This window comes from Parabacteroides sp. AF18-52 (assembly GCF_003479145.1).
Classification (GTDB): Bacteria; Bacteroidota; Bacteroidia; order Bacteroidales; family Tannerellaceae; genus Parabacteroides; species Parabacteroides faecis.
On record NZ_QUGR01000001.1, the window covers coordinates 874,202 to 891,278 of the forward strand.

The following is a 17,077-nucleotide window of genomic DNA, read 5'->3' on the forward strand; positions in this document are numbered from 1 at the left end:
GTCCTTTTCATATGATATCATTATCTGATCTTACTTATTCAGCTTTTCACAGATAAGTTCTGCGGCTTTCTTTCCGCTCATCAGCATACCGCCGAAGATCGGCCCCATACGGAAACTTCCGCTAACTCCGTTGGCAGCCATACCGGAAACAAATAATCCCGGATAGATCTCTTTTGTGTTTTCAACGGTAGTCTGTTCACCCAGTTCCACATTCAATGAACGTTCACCGATCACACCGCCTGTCGGAGTATTCAGTCGGATATCGTTCTTGCGGGCAACTGTACGGGCTACTTCGCAGTCATGTCCTGTACCTTCCAATACAGCTTTAGCCATAATAGTCAGCGGGTCCACATGCATACCTTCGCGGATTACCGGAGCCCAGTTCACTACAACACCGGCTACGGCATCGTTATGGAATACTACGTCTTCCACCGAATAACAGTTAAAGATAGTAGCACCGGCTTTTGTTGCCTGATAGATCAATGCAGAAGTAGTATGAACCGAATCCATTATATAAGTACCGTTGCCTGCATCATGATAAGAAACACCCAGCTCCTTTACGATCGGCATAGCTTCTTCCTGTACGACAATATCATTAAACATCATAGCACCGCCCCACATACCTCCGCCGGGAGCCAGTTTACGGTCGAAAAGAGCCACTTTTTTACCGGCTTTAGCCAGATAATAAGCTGCTACGATACCGGAAGGGCCACCACCTACGATAGCCACATCAATTGATAAGTTGCTCTTCAGTTTTGCAAAATAAGAGTCAATAATTCCTGTTGAAACGATCTGTTCCATTACATTAAATAATTAGTGTTTAAACATCAGAGAGCACATAGAGGTAAAGCTCTCCTTTATTTAGCAATTCTACCGATTCTCCCTTCACGGCATTACCCGGGCAGGTTCTATGGGTATAATCTCAGCCTGTATATTAAGGCACCCCTATGATAAGTCGCAGCAAAGATAATAAATTATCCGAAATGTGGCGGCCGCTTATTCATTTTCCGTTCAACAAAGTCTTTGATAAACCCTACTGTTTCGTCTACACCCAATACAGATACATCGATAGAGAAATTATAAGAAGAAGCAACTCCCCACTCTTTATTGGTGTAATAATTATAGTAAGCGGCACGCGATTTATCGGTTTTCATCATCAATTCTTTTGCCTGCTCGACAGTTACATCTTGTCTTTCTATAATACGCTGGATACGATGTTCGGGAGTGGTATGAATAAAGAAACTCAGGCAGTCGGGATCGTCACGCAGGATATAGTCTGCACAACGTCCTACCAAGACACACGACTGCTCAGCCGCCAACTTGCGGATAGCGTCACTCTGAAACTTGAATAATCCGTCGTTCGACAAAATGTCGTTGTAAGGTGTAAACATTCCCATATAGGAATATCCCATAGTAAATGCATATGACAGTCCGCTGGAAGCCCGTTCGTCCGCTTTCTCAAAAAACTCCTCACTCAAGCCGCTCTCTTTCGCTGCTATCGCCATCAATTCCTTATCATAATAAGCGATGCCCAGCGCTTTCGCCAACTTCTGCCCTACTTCTCGTCCACCGCTGCCAAATTGACGGCCAATGGTCAATATGATCTTGTTATCCATAAATTACCAGATTTGATTATCCTGCGATAAATATACAATATTTTTTTAGTTTGGTACATGTTTAAACTTCCTGAATTGATTTACCAGTACAATTGCTGTTACGACCGTTGCGATCGTGTCGGCTACCGGCATACTGATCCAGACACCTAACGTTCCGAAGAAACGGGGAAGGATGATCAAACAAGGGATCAGGAACAATAACTGACGGGTAAGCGACAAAAAGATCGCTTTCTTTGACATACCGATCGAAAGGAAGAAGTTGGTTGCCACCATCTGGAACCCCACGATCGGGAAGACGGCAAATACGATATGAAGACCGAACACAGCAGCTTTCACCAATTCATCGTCGGTCGTAAACATATTCACGATCAGAGTCGGGAACAACTGGCATAACAGGAAACCCGTCGTTGCAACGCCTATCGCCCACTTCATCGTCAGCTTGGTCACTTCCGTCACACGAGGATATAAACGGGCGCCGAAATTATATCCGGCAATCGGCTGCATACCCTGGTTGAAGCCCATAATGATCATTACAAACAGGAAGATGATACGGTTTACAATACCATAGGCCCCGATAGCCATATCTCCGCCATACTCCTTCAATCCACGGTTGATCAGGATGACGATCAGGCAAGAACAGAGATTCATCAAGAAAGGAGACATACCGATATACAGGATACCTTTTACTATCTCCTTCTTCAATTTATAAATACCTTTCTTAAAATGAAGCAATTGCGACGGTCTGGAAAAATGGATCATCTGTCCGGTCAGTGAAATCACCTGAGAAATCACAGTAGCCCATGCGGAACCTTTGATTCCCCAGCCGAATCCAAAGATAAAGATCGGATTCAATATACAGTTTATCACGACCGAAGCCAGTGTCGCATACATGGCCAGTTTCGGGAAACCGGATGAACGCAATACGGCATTCAATCCCAAATACATGTGTGTGACCACATTTCCATAGAGAATGATCTGCATATAATCGCGTGCATACGATATCGTATTCTCACTAGCCCCGAAGAAATAAAGGATCGGATCGAGAAGGAACAAAAAGACAAAGGTAAAAGCGACGCCAAGAAGGACATTCAGCACTAATACATTGCCGAGAACCCGGTTTGCACCTTCGTAATCTTTCTGCCCTAATTTAACAGACACAAGCGTAGAAGCCCCTACCCCGACCAACGAACCGAAAGCTGCCGCCAGGTTCATAAGCGGAAAGGTCAGAGCCAGACCGGAGATAGCCAGCGGCCCAACCCCATGTCCGATAAAAATACTGTCTGCCATATTATAAAGCGAAGATGCCGTCATGGCGATAATCGCCGGAATAGCGTATTGCGTAAGCAGTTTTCCAATACGTTCGGTACCTAATACCAGAGGAGAGTTTTCTTTTGCCATAAAAACCAATTGATATGCAAAGGTACGGATATTTCCGATTAATTTTTACCTTTGTTCTACTATAATAGTTTAAAAGATGGCAGAGAACTTAATCATAAGCGTTGGAAATAAAGAGCAGCAGTATCAAACACTATTCCCCCAGATAGAGTCATTACTGGCTGGTGAAAACGACACGATCGCCAATATGGCAAATGTAGCAGCGGCACTGAAACAGACATTCAATTTCTTTTGGGTCGGTTTCTATATAGTCAAAGACGATATGCTGGTGCTCGCTCCTTTTCAGGGATCGATAGCTTGCACACGTATCCGGTATGGCAAAGGTGTTTGCGGTACGGCATGGAAAGAGGCAACCACTCAAATTGTTCCTGACGTAGATCTATTCCCCGGACATATTGCCTGTAACTCCGATTCGAAATCTGAAATTGTAGTTCCGGTTATTCGTGACGGGAAAGTGGTAGCTGTACTCGATATCGACAGCGATGAGTTGAATAGTTTCGATGAGACAGATGCTGTTTATCTGGAGAAGATATGCCGGTTGATTTAACCGTAACATAATATAAATGAAGATGTGCCAGAATTGATATTTACCAGACGCAGATAACGCAGACGGTTTATCTATTTTGACACATCTTCATTTATAGGCTTTTGTAATATTTAGAAGACAATCTCTATCTTGCCATAGCAAGGGTTAGCCTCCAATGTCTTACAATAATTTCCCCAGGCAATTTCCGGATAATCCCAACGGTTGTTGACGTACAGGATCAATTGGCCATCTGCGCGTTTACTTGAACGGCAGGCTACAGTGGCATCCGGTGAAAGAACCGATAAGCCTTTTCCTGTATTACCGGCATTCAACGTATAGAAATAGATATTTTCTTTCATTCCTTTTGCCATTTGAGTAAGCGGGCGATCGCAATTCGCTCCGGCATCTGCCCAATAATAATAATTGTGCGTATCACACTGCCAGGGTTGTTCCGGACGGGCTCCATAAGGCACTTTGTTCGGATTATAGAGAGAGGTTTCTCCTTCATTGCCTGCAAAAGCACCGGAAGGATAATAGCTCCAATGTCCCCGGCGTTTCCATTTCAGCCGGTCCATCGTTTCAGGAAGATAGAAAGAAAGACCTGTTTCACGCAGAAAACCATTCGGTTGTCCGTTCGTCAGGTAATTGATCTCCATACGTCCTTCGGGAGAGATCAATAGACGGATATCCGTATCCACATCATTATAACGACCGTTCAGGATAACCAGGACATTATCGCCTTGTTTTGTATAAGTGATGCTCTGCTTCTGCCAGTCGGCATCCGATGTAAGGAACTTGGTTGCACTCTTACGCACTTCGGCTCCCGTCAGATGGTTCAGGTTGATATCCAGATTCAGGAAAGGACCTTTTTCTATAAAGACCTGCCCGTCGGCCGTTGCATGACAGATCAGGCCGGTTTCTTTACTGAACGGGATTTCAAAACGATCGCCTTTTACCACGATACGGTCAGCACTTTCCTCGACCAGTAGCGAACCTTTACGATCCGGTTGCGGCAGTGTGATTTTAGGTTGCCCTAATGTGACAAGCGAGGCATCGATCAAATCTCCCTCCGCTGTAAGGAAACTGACAAGCAGTTCGCCACCTTCTTTCCAGTCTTCAGCGGGAAGGATCAGAACACCTTTCTGATGCGGTTCGATGGAAGCCATCCGGATATCTTTTTCCATACTGTTATATTGATAACGTACTTTTATCTCATTCAGGTTCGTATGATCGAAACGGTTATATACCGGAAGAACCAGACGTTCACCCGTTGTATAATCACTGACCTGCTCCGCTAACAGGCGTACTGGTGAATAGGCTTTCTTGGTAGACCAGAACTCCGGTTTCTCACGACGCCAGACATCTACAATACCCCATTCGCCATATCCTACGCAGTTCCCCTGAAAGTCTTCCGGCTTGGCAGTATGGGCAAACTCCTTCCAGAAAGAAGTACCCATCTTAGGCTCGGGTAACATAAATGTCTCGTCGATATATCCCCAGATGGCACCGCCCAAACCGCCGGGAGCATCGAACAAACCGCTCCACATCTTATCGAGGGAGATTCCCCAGAACTCACGGATATTCGGATCGTCCTGCAATGTTTTATAGGTATAGCAAGCAGGATGTGCCCATTCGTCGAAAAGAGCCGGGATACCATGTCCTTGGAAGTTACGGGTGGCGCGTCCCCATTGGTTCAGGTTTCCATCCACATCCTGATAATGCATGCTCAGAATATCATATATCGGCTTCTTCTCACCTACCGAACCGGGATAACTGAAGATAACAGGGCGAGTCGTATCCGTCGCTTTCACCCAATCCCAACAAGCCTGAAAATTCTTTCCGTACACACTCTCATTACCGATCGACCAGAAAAGGATCGATGGATGCGAGCAGAACGACTTTACCATTTCACGGCATTGCGACAAATAACGAGGTGTAAACTCGGTACTATCTTGTGTCTTACCCGGGGCATAATTCTTCTGGCGATAGGTATCGACAAAACAAACAGCCGTTTCACACTCTACATAGATACCGAAGCGGTCGCAATACTCAAGGAACTTTTCAGAAGGCGGATAATGCGAAGTACGCACAAAGTTCATATTCGATTGTTTGAAACGGAGGGCATCGAGACTATCGAGTTCGGCAGTCGTGGTGCGTCCCAATGTGGGATGGATATCGTGGCGGCAAGCACCGCGTAACTTAACCGGCTTTCCGTTAACCAGCATACGGTCTTTTACGATCTTTACATCCCGAAAGCCGACCTTCTTAATGAAGCGGCTGATCTCCTTTCCTCCTTCACGAAGGGCTACGGTAAGGGTATAAAGGTTCGGATGCTCGGCATCCCATTTCAAAGGGGCAGACACCGGAAGTTCATGGATATTATCATTCTCTTTCAGTGCAAAAACAGATTGAGACAACGGAACATTCTTTCCGGAAGGATCGGTCAAGGCATAGGTAACCTCTGTATTTCCCGTGGTCCTACCGGTATAGGATACTTTCAGCACGGCATCGCGGTAAAGCGTATCGAGGTGTGTCTCCGCTGCAAAATCAAAGAAATAGGTTTCCGGCAAAGCAAAAACAGTCACATCACGCAGGATACCGCCTATCGGATGATGGGCGTATCCGGAAGCATAAGAGATATCGTCTATACGGTCAGTTACATCCAGTTGTATCTCATTTTTCGCACCCGGACGAACATAATCCGTCACGTCCGTTTCCCAACGGGTAAAGCCGCCATGATGCTCACGGACCTGTTTTCCGTTTATTGAAAGAACTGCATGGCTATATACACCATCGAAACGTAGTATCGTACGTTTGCCTTTATAATCCGCAGGAAGAGTGAATGATTTACGATAAAGGTATGGAGTATCGTGTTGGATGGCATAACCTTGCATAGCCAATTCGCCGGGAACCTGGACGGTATTCCATTTTCCTTTCGGAGAAAAACGGAATTGCCAATCGCCATTCAATAGCAAAGAGGGTGAATCTACCCCCGCTATTTTACAAGGGATCAGGAAAGAAGACTCCGGAGAGAGTGTCTCCGATGAATCTGCCGCACCTATTCCCTGACTGAGCAGGAAACAACTACTCAAGAGTAATAATGTTTTTTTCATATATGTTTCATGTTTTATAGTTGTTATTTCTAATGTCACCACCAGAACCAATAGAATGCGACCAATATAGCTATCACGACCAACGACAGGATATTGAACAGGCGGCTCGTATGGAATAATCCGGGCCGATGCGTCGTATAGGCATTTTCCATCGGCTTACGGCTACCCAGTAGGATGATCAATCCGCAACAGAGGAAGAAAACGATCATCATACGATCCATCCACGGTAAACCGGGACAGAGGAACTTCATCAACGTAGAGAATACAAACGATCCGAAAGCAGCCGCTAATGCTCCGTTTGCCGTCGCCCGTTTATAGAAGAACCCAGCCAGGAAGATCGACAAAGCACCCGGACTGATAAATCCGGTGAACTCCTGAATATACTGGAACGCCTGATCCAGTCCCGACAACATCGGTGCGATCAATACGGCAACCAGCAACGACCCAAAACTCGCCCATCTTCCAGTCTTTACCAATTCATGCTGCCCGGCTTCCTTCCTGAAAAAGGACTTATAAATATCCATTGTAAAGATAGTGGATATACTGTTCATCATCGAAGCCAGCGAACTGACAATCGCCGCCGTCAACGCCGCAAAAGCAATCCCTTTCACTCCTACCGGAAGCAGGTTGCTGAGTAGCCAGGGATAAGCCTCGTCCGACTTTTCCAACGGAGCATTCAAAGCAAACGCAGCAATCCCCGGTATCACGACCAGCAACGGAACCAACAGTTTGATAAACCCGGCAAACAACATACCGTTCTGCGCCTCTCCCACCGATTTGGCAGCCAAAGCCCGTTGAATAATATATTGGTTACATCCCCAGTAATACAGGTTTGCCACCCACAGTCCACCGAGAATAACAGAGATACCGGGCAAGTCTTTGTAGCTCGGATGCGATTTATCGAGGATCAGATGAAACTTATCTTCTGCCTGTGCATACAGGTTCGTGACACCCTGCCATACTCCTTCACCGGCTCCCAGCAAGTCCAAGGCAATATAAGTCGTTATCAGTCCGCCTCCAATAAGGAAGATCACCTGAATGACATCAGTCAAAGCAACCGCTTTCAATCCTCCGTAGATAGAGTAGATACCGGCAAAGGCAGCCAGTCCGACTACTCCCCAAAACAGAGGAATACCCATGACCTTCTCGATCGTCAGTGCTCCGAGATACAGTATGGAAGTCAGGTTGATAAAGATAAAAACCGCCAGCCAAAAGACAGCCATGACCGTCTTCACCCGCCTGTCGAACCGCTCTTCCAGAAACTGCGGCATCGTGAATATCTTCTTTTCCAGAAATATCGGAATAAAGTATTTGGCTACGATAATCAATCCCAGTGCGGCGATCCATTCATAAGTAGCCATTGCCAGCCCGATCGCATACCCGGAGCCGGACATACCGACAAACTGTTCGGCAGAGATGTTCGACGCAATGATCGAAGCACCGATCGCCCACCAGGCAAGTCCGCGTCCGGCAAGGAAATAATCGCCGGCATCCCGTTCTTCGCCTTTCTTCTTTCGTGAGACAAACAATCCTACGAAGAGGATCAGGGCACAGTAAGCAATAAAAACAATCAGATCTATTGTGTTCATGGTATTCATATTCGTTATCTAATTCTTTTGCCATGCCTTTGGCAGAATACTGCCACTACGATGGCAGAGCTCTGCCAAAGGTATGGCAGGGGTCTGCCATCGTAGTGGCAAAACCCTATTCATCTTGCATCAGAGCCGACCGGCCACCGTCCATCAGGATCGTTGTCCCACTAATGAAACGCGCCATAGGCGATGCAAGATAGACACAGAGGTCACCCACCTCCTCTACTGTCCCGATCCGTTTGACCGGATGCAGGTTGATCGTACGTAAACGCTCTTCCCGGGCATCCGGAAAAGAGTCGAACCAGGTATCGTTGCCCGCCGTATCGATGAAGCCCGGAGCGACACCGACCGTACGGATAGCAGGCCCCCACTCGATCGCCAGGTTACGGACCAGGCCGGTGATCGCCGTTTTCGTCACGCTATACGGAAAGCATCCGGGAATCGTTCCGAACGCATGGTTGGAAGTCATCAACAGGATAACGCCTTCCCCACTCTGTTCCAGATAGGGTTTGCATAGCTTCGACAACCGCCAGTGGGATGCCAGGTTCAGATCCAGGTTATACTGCCAGCGTTCTTCCGTACACCCGGCTGCACCCTCGAATACATTCATTCCCGCACTGGAGACCAGAATATCCAACCGCCCGAAAGTACGGATCGTTTCCTCCACCAGCTGCCCCAGTTGTTCGGGACAAGTGACGTCGGTCTGCACATACAGCGACCGGACTCCCTGCGACTCGACAGCCTCCCGGAATGCGGCTGCCGACGGATCATCCGCCGCTTTTCGTGCACATCCGGCGACATGAGCACCCGCCCGGGCAAACTCCCGGGCAGTACCCAGACCGATACCGGAAGATACACCGGTAACAAGTACTACTTTATCTTTATAGTCTATCGTAAAGCTCATACCAATCAGATATAGAAGTTATCAGGCGCGTTCGTCGTAATACCCGGATGCTTTTCCATCTCTTCCTCCACCAGATCTACGCCCAGTCCCGGACGGTCGGACAGGTGCAGATGGCCGTCGTACACCATTTCCGCTATCGGATGGTCGATCACCGTATCCCTCCAGGGAACATCATTGAACATAAATTCCTGACGGAAGAAATTCGGGATCGCAGCACACACATGCGAAGAAGCAAGCGTCGATAAAGGCCCGTTCGGGTTATGGGGAGCGATCAGGACGTTGTAGGCTTCCGCCATCGTCGCCATCCGCTTCATTTCAGACGGTCCGCCGCAACGGGTGATATCCGGCATGATGACATCACAGACATGTTTCTCCAACAAAGAACGGATACCGAAGCGGGTATAATGGCGTTCGCCTACGCAGATAGCGACATCGGAAGGGATACGTTCACGCATGGCACGCAAGGTCTGCGAACTTTCCGGTCCGGCAGGTTCCTCATACCAGGTAATATCCAGCTTTGCCAAACGTTCGGCCATCTTCACCGCCACCCGGTAATTCAGCATGGCATGTGTCTCGATCATAATATCGAACTCCGGTCCTACCGCATCACGTACCGCCTTCGATACATCGAAAGCCAGATCTTGTTGTTCTGCCGTCAGGGTCAGATTGGAAGCCAGGTCTTCCCCATAGAAATAGTTCGTATGTGCAAATGGGTCGAACTTCAGTCCGGTGAAACCGGCCTCCTTTACTTTCAACGCCTGTTCCGTATAGTCTTTGGCATTATGTCCGCCACCGGTAAACCAGTAGTTGGCATATAATAAAACGTTTTTGCGATAAGCGCCGCCCAGCAACTCATAGCAGGGAACGCCCAGCACTTTTGCCTTCAGGTCCAGCAAAGCCATATCGATACCGCTGATGGCGCAAAGGCTGGCACCGTACGGGCCGATCCAGTTCAGATCGCGATAGAGCTTTGTCCAGATAAAATCCGTCTTCATCGGATCGAGACCGATGATACGCTGCCCTACATGCTTGGCAGCTTCAAAGACGATCGGGCTTCCCGGCCAGTTGGTCGCTTCGCCCACACCGGTATATCCTTCGTCCGTATATATTTTAAGTAGCGTCCAGTTGTATTTGATACCTTGTACCAACCATACCTTTACATCTGTGATCTTCATTGTCTATTTCGATTTAATTACATGATTCCAAACTGGTCGAAAGCATCGCGGGCTTTCATTCCTTCCTGTATCTTCTTCAATACCATCCGTTCGCCACGGGCTTTTTCAAGGGCACGGGTAAAGACTTCCTCCTCGATAGCGCGGGGAACGACACATACACCGTCGATATCTCCTATCAGGATATCCCCGTCGTCGATACGCACCCCATCCATTTCAATCGGAACGCGATAGTCGATCACCTTTCCTCTCGGAGCCTGGTCCTGTGCATAAGGGCCGTAAGAGAAACAAGGGAAGTCGAGTGCCAGAATCCCTTTCGTATCGCGTGAATAACCATTCACCACGGCACCGGCTGCCTTGCACTGCATAGCCCGGGCACTCATCAATTCACCCCATAAGGCATAACAGGGAGACGAACCGGAACAGACATAGACTTCATCTTCTTTCAGATCGTCCAGCGCTTCGAGCATCAATCCGAAAGAACGTTTCAATAACGGATTCTCCCCGCATTCCTTTCCATGTTCCAACACATCTGCTTCCAGCACTGTCATTGCCCGCCCGACAACCAGCATATCGTCACGAAGCGGACGTATCTGTGGAGGAAGAAACTGACGGGTATATCCCATCTTATCCATAATGTCACCGATCACTGCGGTATAAAGCTCCTCTTTTATCAAAGAGAACAACGCTTTATCATCATTCCATTCTTTCATTTTACTATAGTTTATCAGTATTTATATACTCCTGTTACTGATCACAAAGTTAGCCGGAGTGTACAAAAAGTAAGGCTTAAAACAAAGCTGCAACGTATGCAGGTAGGACCTTTTAAGAGGAAAATGTGTACAAAACGGAAAACTATTTGGTAACCTCCCTCGGAGTGATCCCCATCTGCTGTTTGAATACCCTAGAAAAGTATTGCGGCGACTTGAACCCGCAGATGAAACAGATCTCTTTTATAGACATTTCCGTATTCCTCAACAGTTCGATCGCCTTATTGATCCGTATCTGGTTCAGATAATCCAGCGGAGATAGATTGAGATGCTGGGCGAAGAGTTTGCGCAGGTAACGTTCCCCTATTCCGGTCTGCCCGGCTACGTCGGTGATGGAGATATCTGTCTGATAGTTCATGCGGATATAAGAAATTGCCTTTTTCAGCGATTCATTTGTACAAATCGGCAGGTAAGATTCGTCCATATAGCGGTAGATCAGAATCAGCAGTTCCGCATAGTACATCACGACCAGGTATTGATAGTATTTGTTTTTCAGGTTCATCTCGTTCACGATACGCTGAACGGCCCGCATGATCCGGACATTATTCACGATCTTGATCAGCCGGTTCTCTTCCGAGAAGATAGTGACGGGCGTCAATTCGCCTGTCTCATCCTGGGCATGCGGATTGAAGCGGGAGAAGATCTCCGGCAGAAATTCCAGCTGCATCAGCGTCGTCCCTTCCGAACCGGCCTCGAAGGTGTGTTCCACATTCGAGCAGATGATCATCATCTCGTTCTCATTAAAACTGATACTTTCGTTCTCCAGGTGCAGAATGCAATTTCCTTTCTTTACATAGTTGATCTCGATACGCAGATGCTGGTGTGGTCCGAATGTTTCAAATGGCTGGAAAGAGACAAAGCGGAAGACATCCGCCAGTCGTTTGTACTTCAGATTATCCGTTATCCCTTCCAAAAGTCCCCAGAGAGACTGTTCTGTTGTCTTGTTATCCATGGTATTTCCTTTCCCTTATTCAGAAGCAAAGATAGGGAAAAGGCAGTACCGGATTTTACACTTCCGAAAAAAAAGAAGGGCCGAAATGGTATCATTCGGCCCTTTAACTTATACAAAACGGAACTACTCGGTCCGTTCTTTTATTTTTCCAGTAAAATGATCATACCGCCACGTCCCATGATCTCGCATTGGTTCAGGGAAGACAGTTTTCCTTCCCATTGTGTGTTCCGGATCTCCGGCAACAGATAGGAAGACGGCTTGAAGCCAAGCAGTTCTTCATCCAAAGTGATCTTTGCCGTTTGAGGAAGATCGGTCCAGTTTGCCAGTACGACAAGCGCTTTATCTCCGTTGATATAAACGGTAGCCGGGATATCAGCATTATCTGTTTTTACCGGACAACGTTCATCCCAATAGCCTCTCATCACGGCATTCTTCATACCGAAATCGTCCCAAATATGCCAGAACGGAACAGGGTTTCCACTCCACGGCAGGCGGGGAAGCATACCGTAGACCATTCCACGGAACACATTCCGGGCATCCAACGTTTCACTCATCAATCCGAAAGGAATACCGGACATTTCCACCAGCCAGAAGTCCAGTGTATTGTTTGCAGGGAAACCTTCACCGATCCAGGTACGGTCTACGTAAGGCAGTAACTCCAGATAAAGATGCAACGAGTTTGCATAGCCGGCCCACTGATTCATATGGTTCCAGGAGTGGATATCGATCAAGCGGCGTTTACCGTCGGCATCCATCACACGGCGGGCACGTTGCAAGGTCTGATGATCCAAAGCACTGTCGTCGATATAGACACCATCCAGGCCCAGGTTTTTAATCATCCAGTCCAGCCCTTCCAGGTAGTAATTGTTCCAACGGGAATCAGGGGTGGTGATAACCGAGATATCCATATCGCCGGCATATTTACCTTCTTTGAAAGCGTTATACCAAGCGGGGATGAAATGAGTTGTCAGGTTCTTGTTCAACCATTCGTGAGGACCGTTGCGATGGATCAGTGTACGGGCATCCTTTCCGGGACCGTCATGAATCACTTCACTGCCCAGGCTGCGTAATGCCCACAACTCCGGTATCTTCACCGTCAACTCACGGGTCGTATAATAAAGCCGGACATCCAAATCCTTGCTGTGTGCATCCGAGATAAAGCGCTTCAAATCCGGAACGGCTTCATCATAATACGGATAGTTAATGAACGGGTAAATATCTTTCTTATGATGCACATTGATCATATTGGCTCCCGCTTTCAGGGCGGCAGGGATATAATCGGCACTTACATCGCTGTTGGAATGGTAGAAACGTTTTTCCGCCAGTTCCGGCAGGTTAAGCGGTTTCACCGGAGTAACCAGCATATTGAAATTATAATGAAGGACATCGCCTTTCTGCATCGAACGTTCACCGCTGTAGGCTGTCATCAGGACCGTGCCGCCTTTATCGGGCTGAATGTCGATACCGCCCTTATTGGCATTTCCCCACGAAGCAGGTAGGTTCAACCTACCTAAACCATAATAGATATTCACCAGCGGACGCACATAGTTTTCATCTTTGAAGCAGAAGTTCAGACCGGCGTTTATATTTCCCATCCAGATCTTATCCTGATGTTTCTCTACATTCCATTGCCAGTTGATCAGGGAGTCGGGGCGCAAACCGCCTTTATGGCCCAATCCCATCATATACTTGGCGGCATACGCAGTATAAGGTACTTCCAGACGGATATCCTTCACCTTCACGTCTCCCAGTGACTTCACCTGTATCCGGTAATCGACCAGACCGTCGAAACCGAAGGTACCTGAACACTGCACTTCAAAATGACGGCTCTTCCGGGTAGCTGTCCAGTTTACCGACGCCTTATTCCGTCCGGTGATCCGCAGCGAACCGCCCTTCAATACTTCTTCGCCATTCTCCGTTTCGATCACGAACCGCATTTCGCCTGCCAGGACAGGGTTATTGCTCTGGTCGTTCAATTGGTTACTCCGATCATAACGGGTAGAAAGGGACTGAGGCAACCCCTCTTTCGACAGTTCCATCGTCCCTCCCAGCCAGGAGATCGTTTGTTTCTGTAATTGAACGGGAATATACGGAGCCGTCGGTTCATCGGCATTACCGATGGAAGAATCCAACCAGCGCAGACGGGTTTTACGCCACCCTTCGTTATCTCCGTGGTTCGCGATGGGAGAACCTTGTACGGTCAATTCGCAGGTAATCTCTACAGGTTTTGCATCAGCTGCTTTGATAGTCACTTTTCCTTTATAAACACCGTCAGCCGTTACGGGCACATCAGAGCCGATCCATAATGCCTGTACATTTCCTTTGGGAACATTCACTGTCTTCTTAAAAGATTTACCGTTCGTATCGGTTCCTCCCAGGTTAAAGCAACGGAAAGCAGAAGCCGGGATCTTGTTTCCTTTTTCATTCTTCCAGTCAGAGAAGGTGACAGACAGGTCCGATACAGTTTGATACGGAGCGAAGATTCCTACTTGCCAGGTATAGAACTCGCCCGGAAGGCAATCGCCCTGGAACTTTGTACGTGAATCGGCCGACCGTTCCACCCAACGCACAGGTATCGCATCCGTCATACGGATATCGTGTTCCCGGTCTTCCGTAAAACAGAAATAACCGGCTTCCGGGTTTTCCTGTATCAACTTCTTCACCGCATCCGACGAAGCCACACGGCGCATTTCCGAGTCCTGCTCGTTCACCGTTCCCTGTCGTTTCAAGTCATCGAAGGCATTCGTTACATCATCCTGCGCCTGCATCACACAAGGCAGGGTCAGAAGCGAATACACCATCAGGTACTTAATTTGTTTTCTCAACATTGTAGTATTCTTTTGATAATTGTTTGTATTTGTCCAGCATTCGGCGGGCAACGGTCACTTCATCTCCTTCCGTTACCGGAGTACGGGCCTTACCCGGACGATCGACGAAAGCCAACTCCCAGTCAGCCAATGAATCATAAAACTCATTCGCACGGAAAGCCTGGCGGCCTAAATCCATCTTTGCATCTTCCTCCCTGTAAGCCGTTCCGTTATCGAGATGTCCCTGCAACATATCATAGAACTGTTTCCAGCGTTGCAGATAATACCCCTCGATCAAACCGGTCCATTCGCGCCATGAATAATCGAACTGACGAACATCGACCTGTCCGCCCCAGATAGTCACCAGCGAAGAGGCATTCTTTTCAAACAAATTACGTTCTTCGTCGGTCGTACCCCAGGCACGGGCATCCGTCAACCACTGGTCAAAGTTAAACTCTGTACGGGTACGAAGCAAGATATCTACATCTTTTAATAATTCAAGGAAACGTCCGGAGTGCAGGGCAAACGCCTCTTTATCCTTTTTTTTGAATGCTTCCGCCGCTTTTTTATGTATTTCCTGTCCCAGGTTAGACATGATCTGACGCTGCACATCGACAATATCGAAACGATAAGGCTTGGAACCTTTCAATTGTTCTGCATCCTGCAACAAACAGGCTTCGGCTTCTATCAACGATTGAGGGTCGTAAGGGATATTGAAACCGGCATTCGGTCCCGACTTCTTTACATCCACAGCAGGACGGGCACAGATGATCGAACTGGACTCCACCCCGTTCGTCCCCGCACGATAAGGACCTGCAAGCAATAACTCCCAGGCCTTACCGGCAGCTTCGGAAGGTGCGCTGTAACGACGCTGCGCATATTTATCCAACCACTCTTTCAGCTTCACCGAGTCCTGGTGAACAGGCATCTCAAAGGCTAACTCATAGAATACGGGATTCTGTCCGATCGACTCCATAAACAAACCGGAACCTACTACATTCGGTGTTTCCTGTTTCGCTTTCATAAACTGATTGGACGATACCAGCGGCAAATCTCCGTGAAGATTGACACGTCCGCCGAAATTATGCAGATTACCTACCACAAAATCATGGTTACAGAAATAATCTTCTCCCCCTAACGCACCGTTCAGACTCAATACGAGCAGGTCATGTTTCGGTACGACGGATGCAATATCTTTCCGGAAGCTCCAGGCTTGCATCACCCACATTGCATCCGGGTCGAACGTCTTCATCAATTTGTGGATAGAAGAACCTACTGCATTCAGATATTCAGGCGTATCCACAGGCGGTTTGCTTTCATGGAAAGGATCGGCTGCATAAAGTCCGTAGGTCCCGTATAATTTCTGTTCCTCTTCCAGAAAGGCTTTTCCCAGATCCGTAAACAACGGGTCGAGCGGGTCTAACTGGCAGATACCTTCAAATCCGTACCAATCCGGTTGCTTCTGTATCTTGGCCTCCGGGAACTTTTCCATCATCTTACGAGGTACAGCACCGGAAAAACCTTGCTGTATCGGTGTCATTCCCAACTCCAACTGACGGTTTACCACTTGTTTACCCAATGCGATATGCGAATCGATCCATGATTTCGGCAGCGGCCCGCCGAAACTCTCGATATTAGGCATCCACTGCCAGGCAAAATGGGCAGGATCGACCAGATAAGAACGTGCTTCCTCATCCGTAAAACCGAAACGAAGCAGAGTATTATACCAAACGCCTTCCAGACCGACAACCGACAAAGGTGTATTGATCGAGTTCATAGCCATATAGTCGATCTCACGCTGCCAGCGTTCCCAATCCCACCAGGCACCGGTATAGCTCAACGTACAATAATTAAAATAGACACGATACTTACCGTTAATGACCCGGTGTGTCGTTTCAGCCGGAACAGGCAGTGTTTCCGGCAAGTTCAACTGATCGCCGAACCAAGAGACATGGGCGTTGCAATGATATTTCAGGTACTGGTTATAAGCTGTTGCCAACGATACCGTATTATTCCCGCGCAACACGACTTTGCCGTTCTCCCCGGCCACTTCATAGACATCGCTCCCGTTGTCCGGCCCGATCAGTTCCAGACAAAATTGTTTGCCATATCCCGGAGTAATACGTTCGATCAAATCATAAGCCGCCTGTATCTGCGGGTCTTTCCGGCAAGATGTAAAAAAGAGAAGAAGAATTAATAATAAATTAAATGTATATTTCATGATGCTAAT

The 17,077-nt window shown here is 47.7% G+C and carries 12 protein-coding genes and 1 riboswitch; of the genes, 1 reads left to right on the forward strand and 11 read right to left on the reverse strand.

What is annotated here, in order from left to right; genetic code table 11:
• Positions 1 to 30: 30 nt before the first annotated feature.
• The 3 genes from DWX23_RS03650 to DWX23_RS03660 all read right to left on the reverse strand — a co-directional run bounded on the left by DWX23_RS03650 (position 31) and on the right by DWX23_RS03660 (position 3,014).
• On the reverse strand, positions 31 to 801 hold the full coding sequence (locus DWX23_RS03650) for a sulfide-dependent adenosine diphosphate thiazole synthase (protein ID WP_122373434.1): 771 nt from the start codon (positions 799 to 801) through the stop codon (positions 31 to 33).
• A gap of 60 nt (positions 802 to 861) precedes the next feature.
• A riboswitch (TPP riboswitch) is annotated at positions 862 to 957 on the reverse strand.
• A 17-nt stretch (positions 958 to 974) separates the two neighbouring features.
• Complete coding sequence (locus tag DWX23_RS03655; protein ID WP_122351505.1) at positions 975 to 1,616, reverse strand: AAA family ATPase; 642 nt, start codon at positions 1,614 to 1,616, stop codon at positions 975 to 977.
• A gap of 45 nt (positions 1,617 to 1,661) precedes the next feature.
• Positions 1,662 to 3,014 (reverse strand): MATE family efflux transporter, encoded by a 1,353-nt coding sequence (locus tag DWX23_RS03660; protein ID WP_122373435.1) that lies wholly within the window; start codon positions 3,012 to 3,014, stop codon positions 1,662 to 1,664.
• 76 nt (positions 3,015 to 3,090) lie between these two features.
• On the opposite strand from DWX23_RS03660, the gene DWX23_RS03665 reads away from it, so the two are divergent.
• Positions 3,091 to 3,558 carry a GAF domain-containing protein gene (locus DWX23_RS03665; protein ID WP_122373436.1) on the forward strand — a complete coding sequence of 156 codons (468 nt, stop codon included), beginning with the start codon at positions 3,091 to 3,093 and terminating at the stop codon, positions 3,556 to 3,558.
• A gap of 110 nt (positions 3,559 to 3,668) precedes the next feature.
• Here the strand turns inward: DWX23_RS03665 and DWX23_RS03670 are convergent, their stop codons facing one another.
• The 8 genes from DWX23_RS03670 to DWX23_RS03710 form a co-directional block, all read right to left on the reverse strand.
• The gene (locus tag DWX23_RS03670; RefSeq protein WP_122373437.1) at positions 3,669 to 6,650 is read right to left on the reverse strand and encodes a glycoside hydrolase family 2 TIM barrel-domain containing protein; all 2,982 of its coding nucleotides are present in this window, start codon (positions 6,648 to 6,650) and stop codon (positions 3,669 to 3,671) included.
• 35 nt (positions 6,651 to 6,685) lie between these two features.
• Complete coding sequence (locus tag DWX23_RS03675; protein WP_122373503.1) at positions 6,686 to 8,239, reverse strand: sodium/sugar symporter; 1,554 nt, start codon at positions 8,237 to 8,239, stop codon at positions 6,686 to 6,688.
• A gap of 115 nt (positions 8,240 to 8,354) precedes the next feature.
• The gene (locus DWX23_RS03680) at positions 8,355 to 9,146 is read right to left on the reverse strand and encodes an SDR family NAD(P)-dependent oxidoreductase (RefSeq protein WP_122373438.1); all 792 of its coding nucleotides are present in this window, start codon (positions 9,144 to 9,146) and stop codon (positions 8,355 to 8,357) included.
• A gap of 5 nt (positions 9,147 to 9,151) precedes the next feature.
• Positions 9,152 to 10,321: a mandelate racemase/muconate lactonizing enzyme family protein gene (locus DWX23_RS03685; protein ID WP_122351512.1), complete on the reverse strand. Its 1,170-nt coding sequence runs from the start codon at positions 10,319 to 10,321 to the stop codon at positions 9,152 to 9,154.
• Positions 10,322 to 10,338: 17 nt separating this feature from the next.
• On the reverse strand, positions 10,339 to 11,031 hold the full coding sequence (locus DWX23_RS03690) for an RraA family protein (RefSeq protein ID WP_075557959.1): 693 nt from the start codon (positions 11,029 to 11,031) through the stop codon (positions 10,339 to 10,341).
• Between the two features lie 142 nt (positions 11,032 to 11,173).
• Positions 11,174 to 12,040, reverse strand: coding sequence for an AraC family transcriptional regulator (locus DWX23_RS03700; RefSeq protein ID WP_075557960.1), 867 nt, complete (start codon positions 12,038 to 12,040; stop codon positions 11,174 to 11,176).
• A 140-nt stretch (positions 12,041 to 12,180) separates the two neighbouring features.
• Positions 12,181 to 14,868: a glycoside hydrolase domain-containing protein gene (locus DWX23_RS03705; RefSeq protein WP_122373439.1), complete on the reverse strand. Its 2,688-nt coding sequence runs from the start codon at positions 14,866 to 14,868 to the stop codon at positions 12,181 to 12,183.
• Positions 14,849 to 17,068 carry an alpha-N-acetylglucosaminidase gene (locus DWX23_RS03710; RefSeq protein ID WP_122373440.1) on the reverse strand — a complete coding sequence of 740 codons (2,220 nt, stop codon included), beginning with the start codon at positions 17,066 to 17,068 and terminating at the stop codon, positions 14,849 to 14,851. The genes DWX23_RS03705 and DWX23_RS03710 overlap by 20 nt, the downstream gene beginning before the upstream one ends.
• Between the last annotated feature and the right edge of the window lie 9 nt (positions 17,069 to 17,077).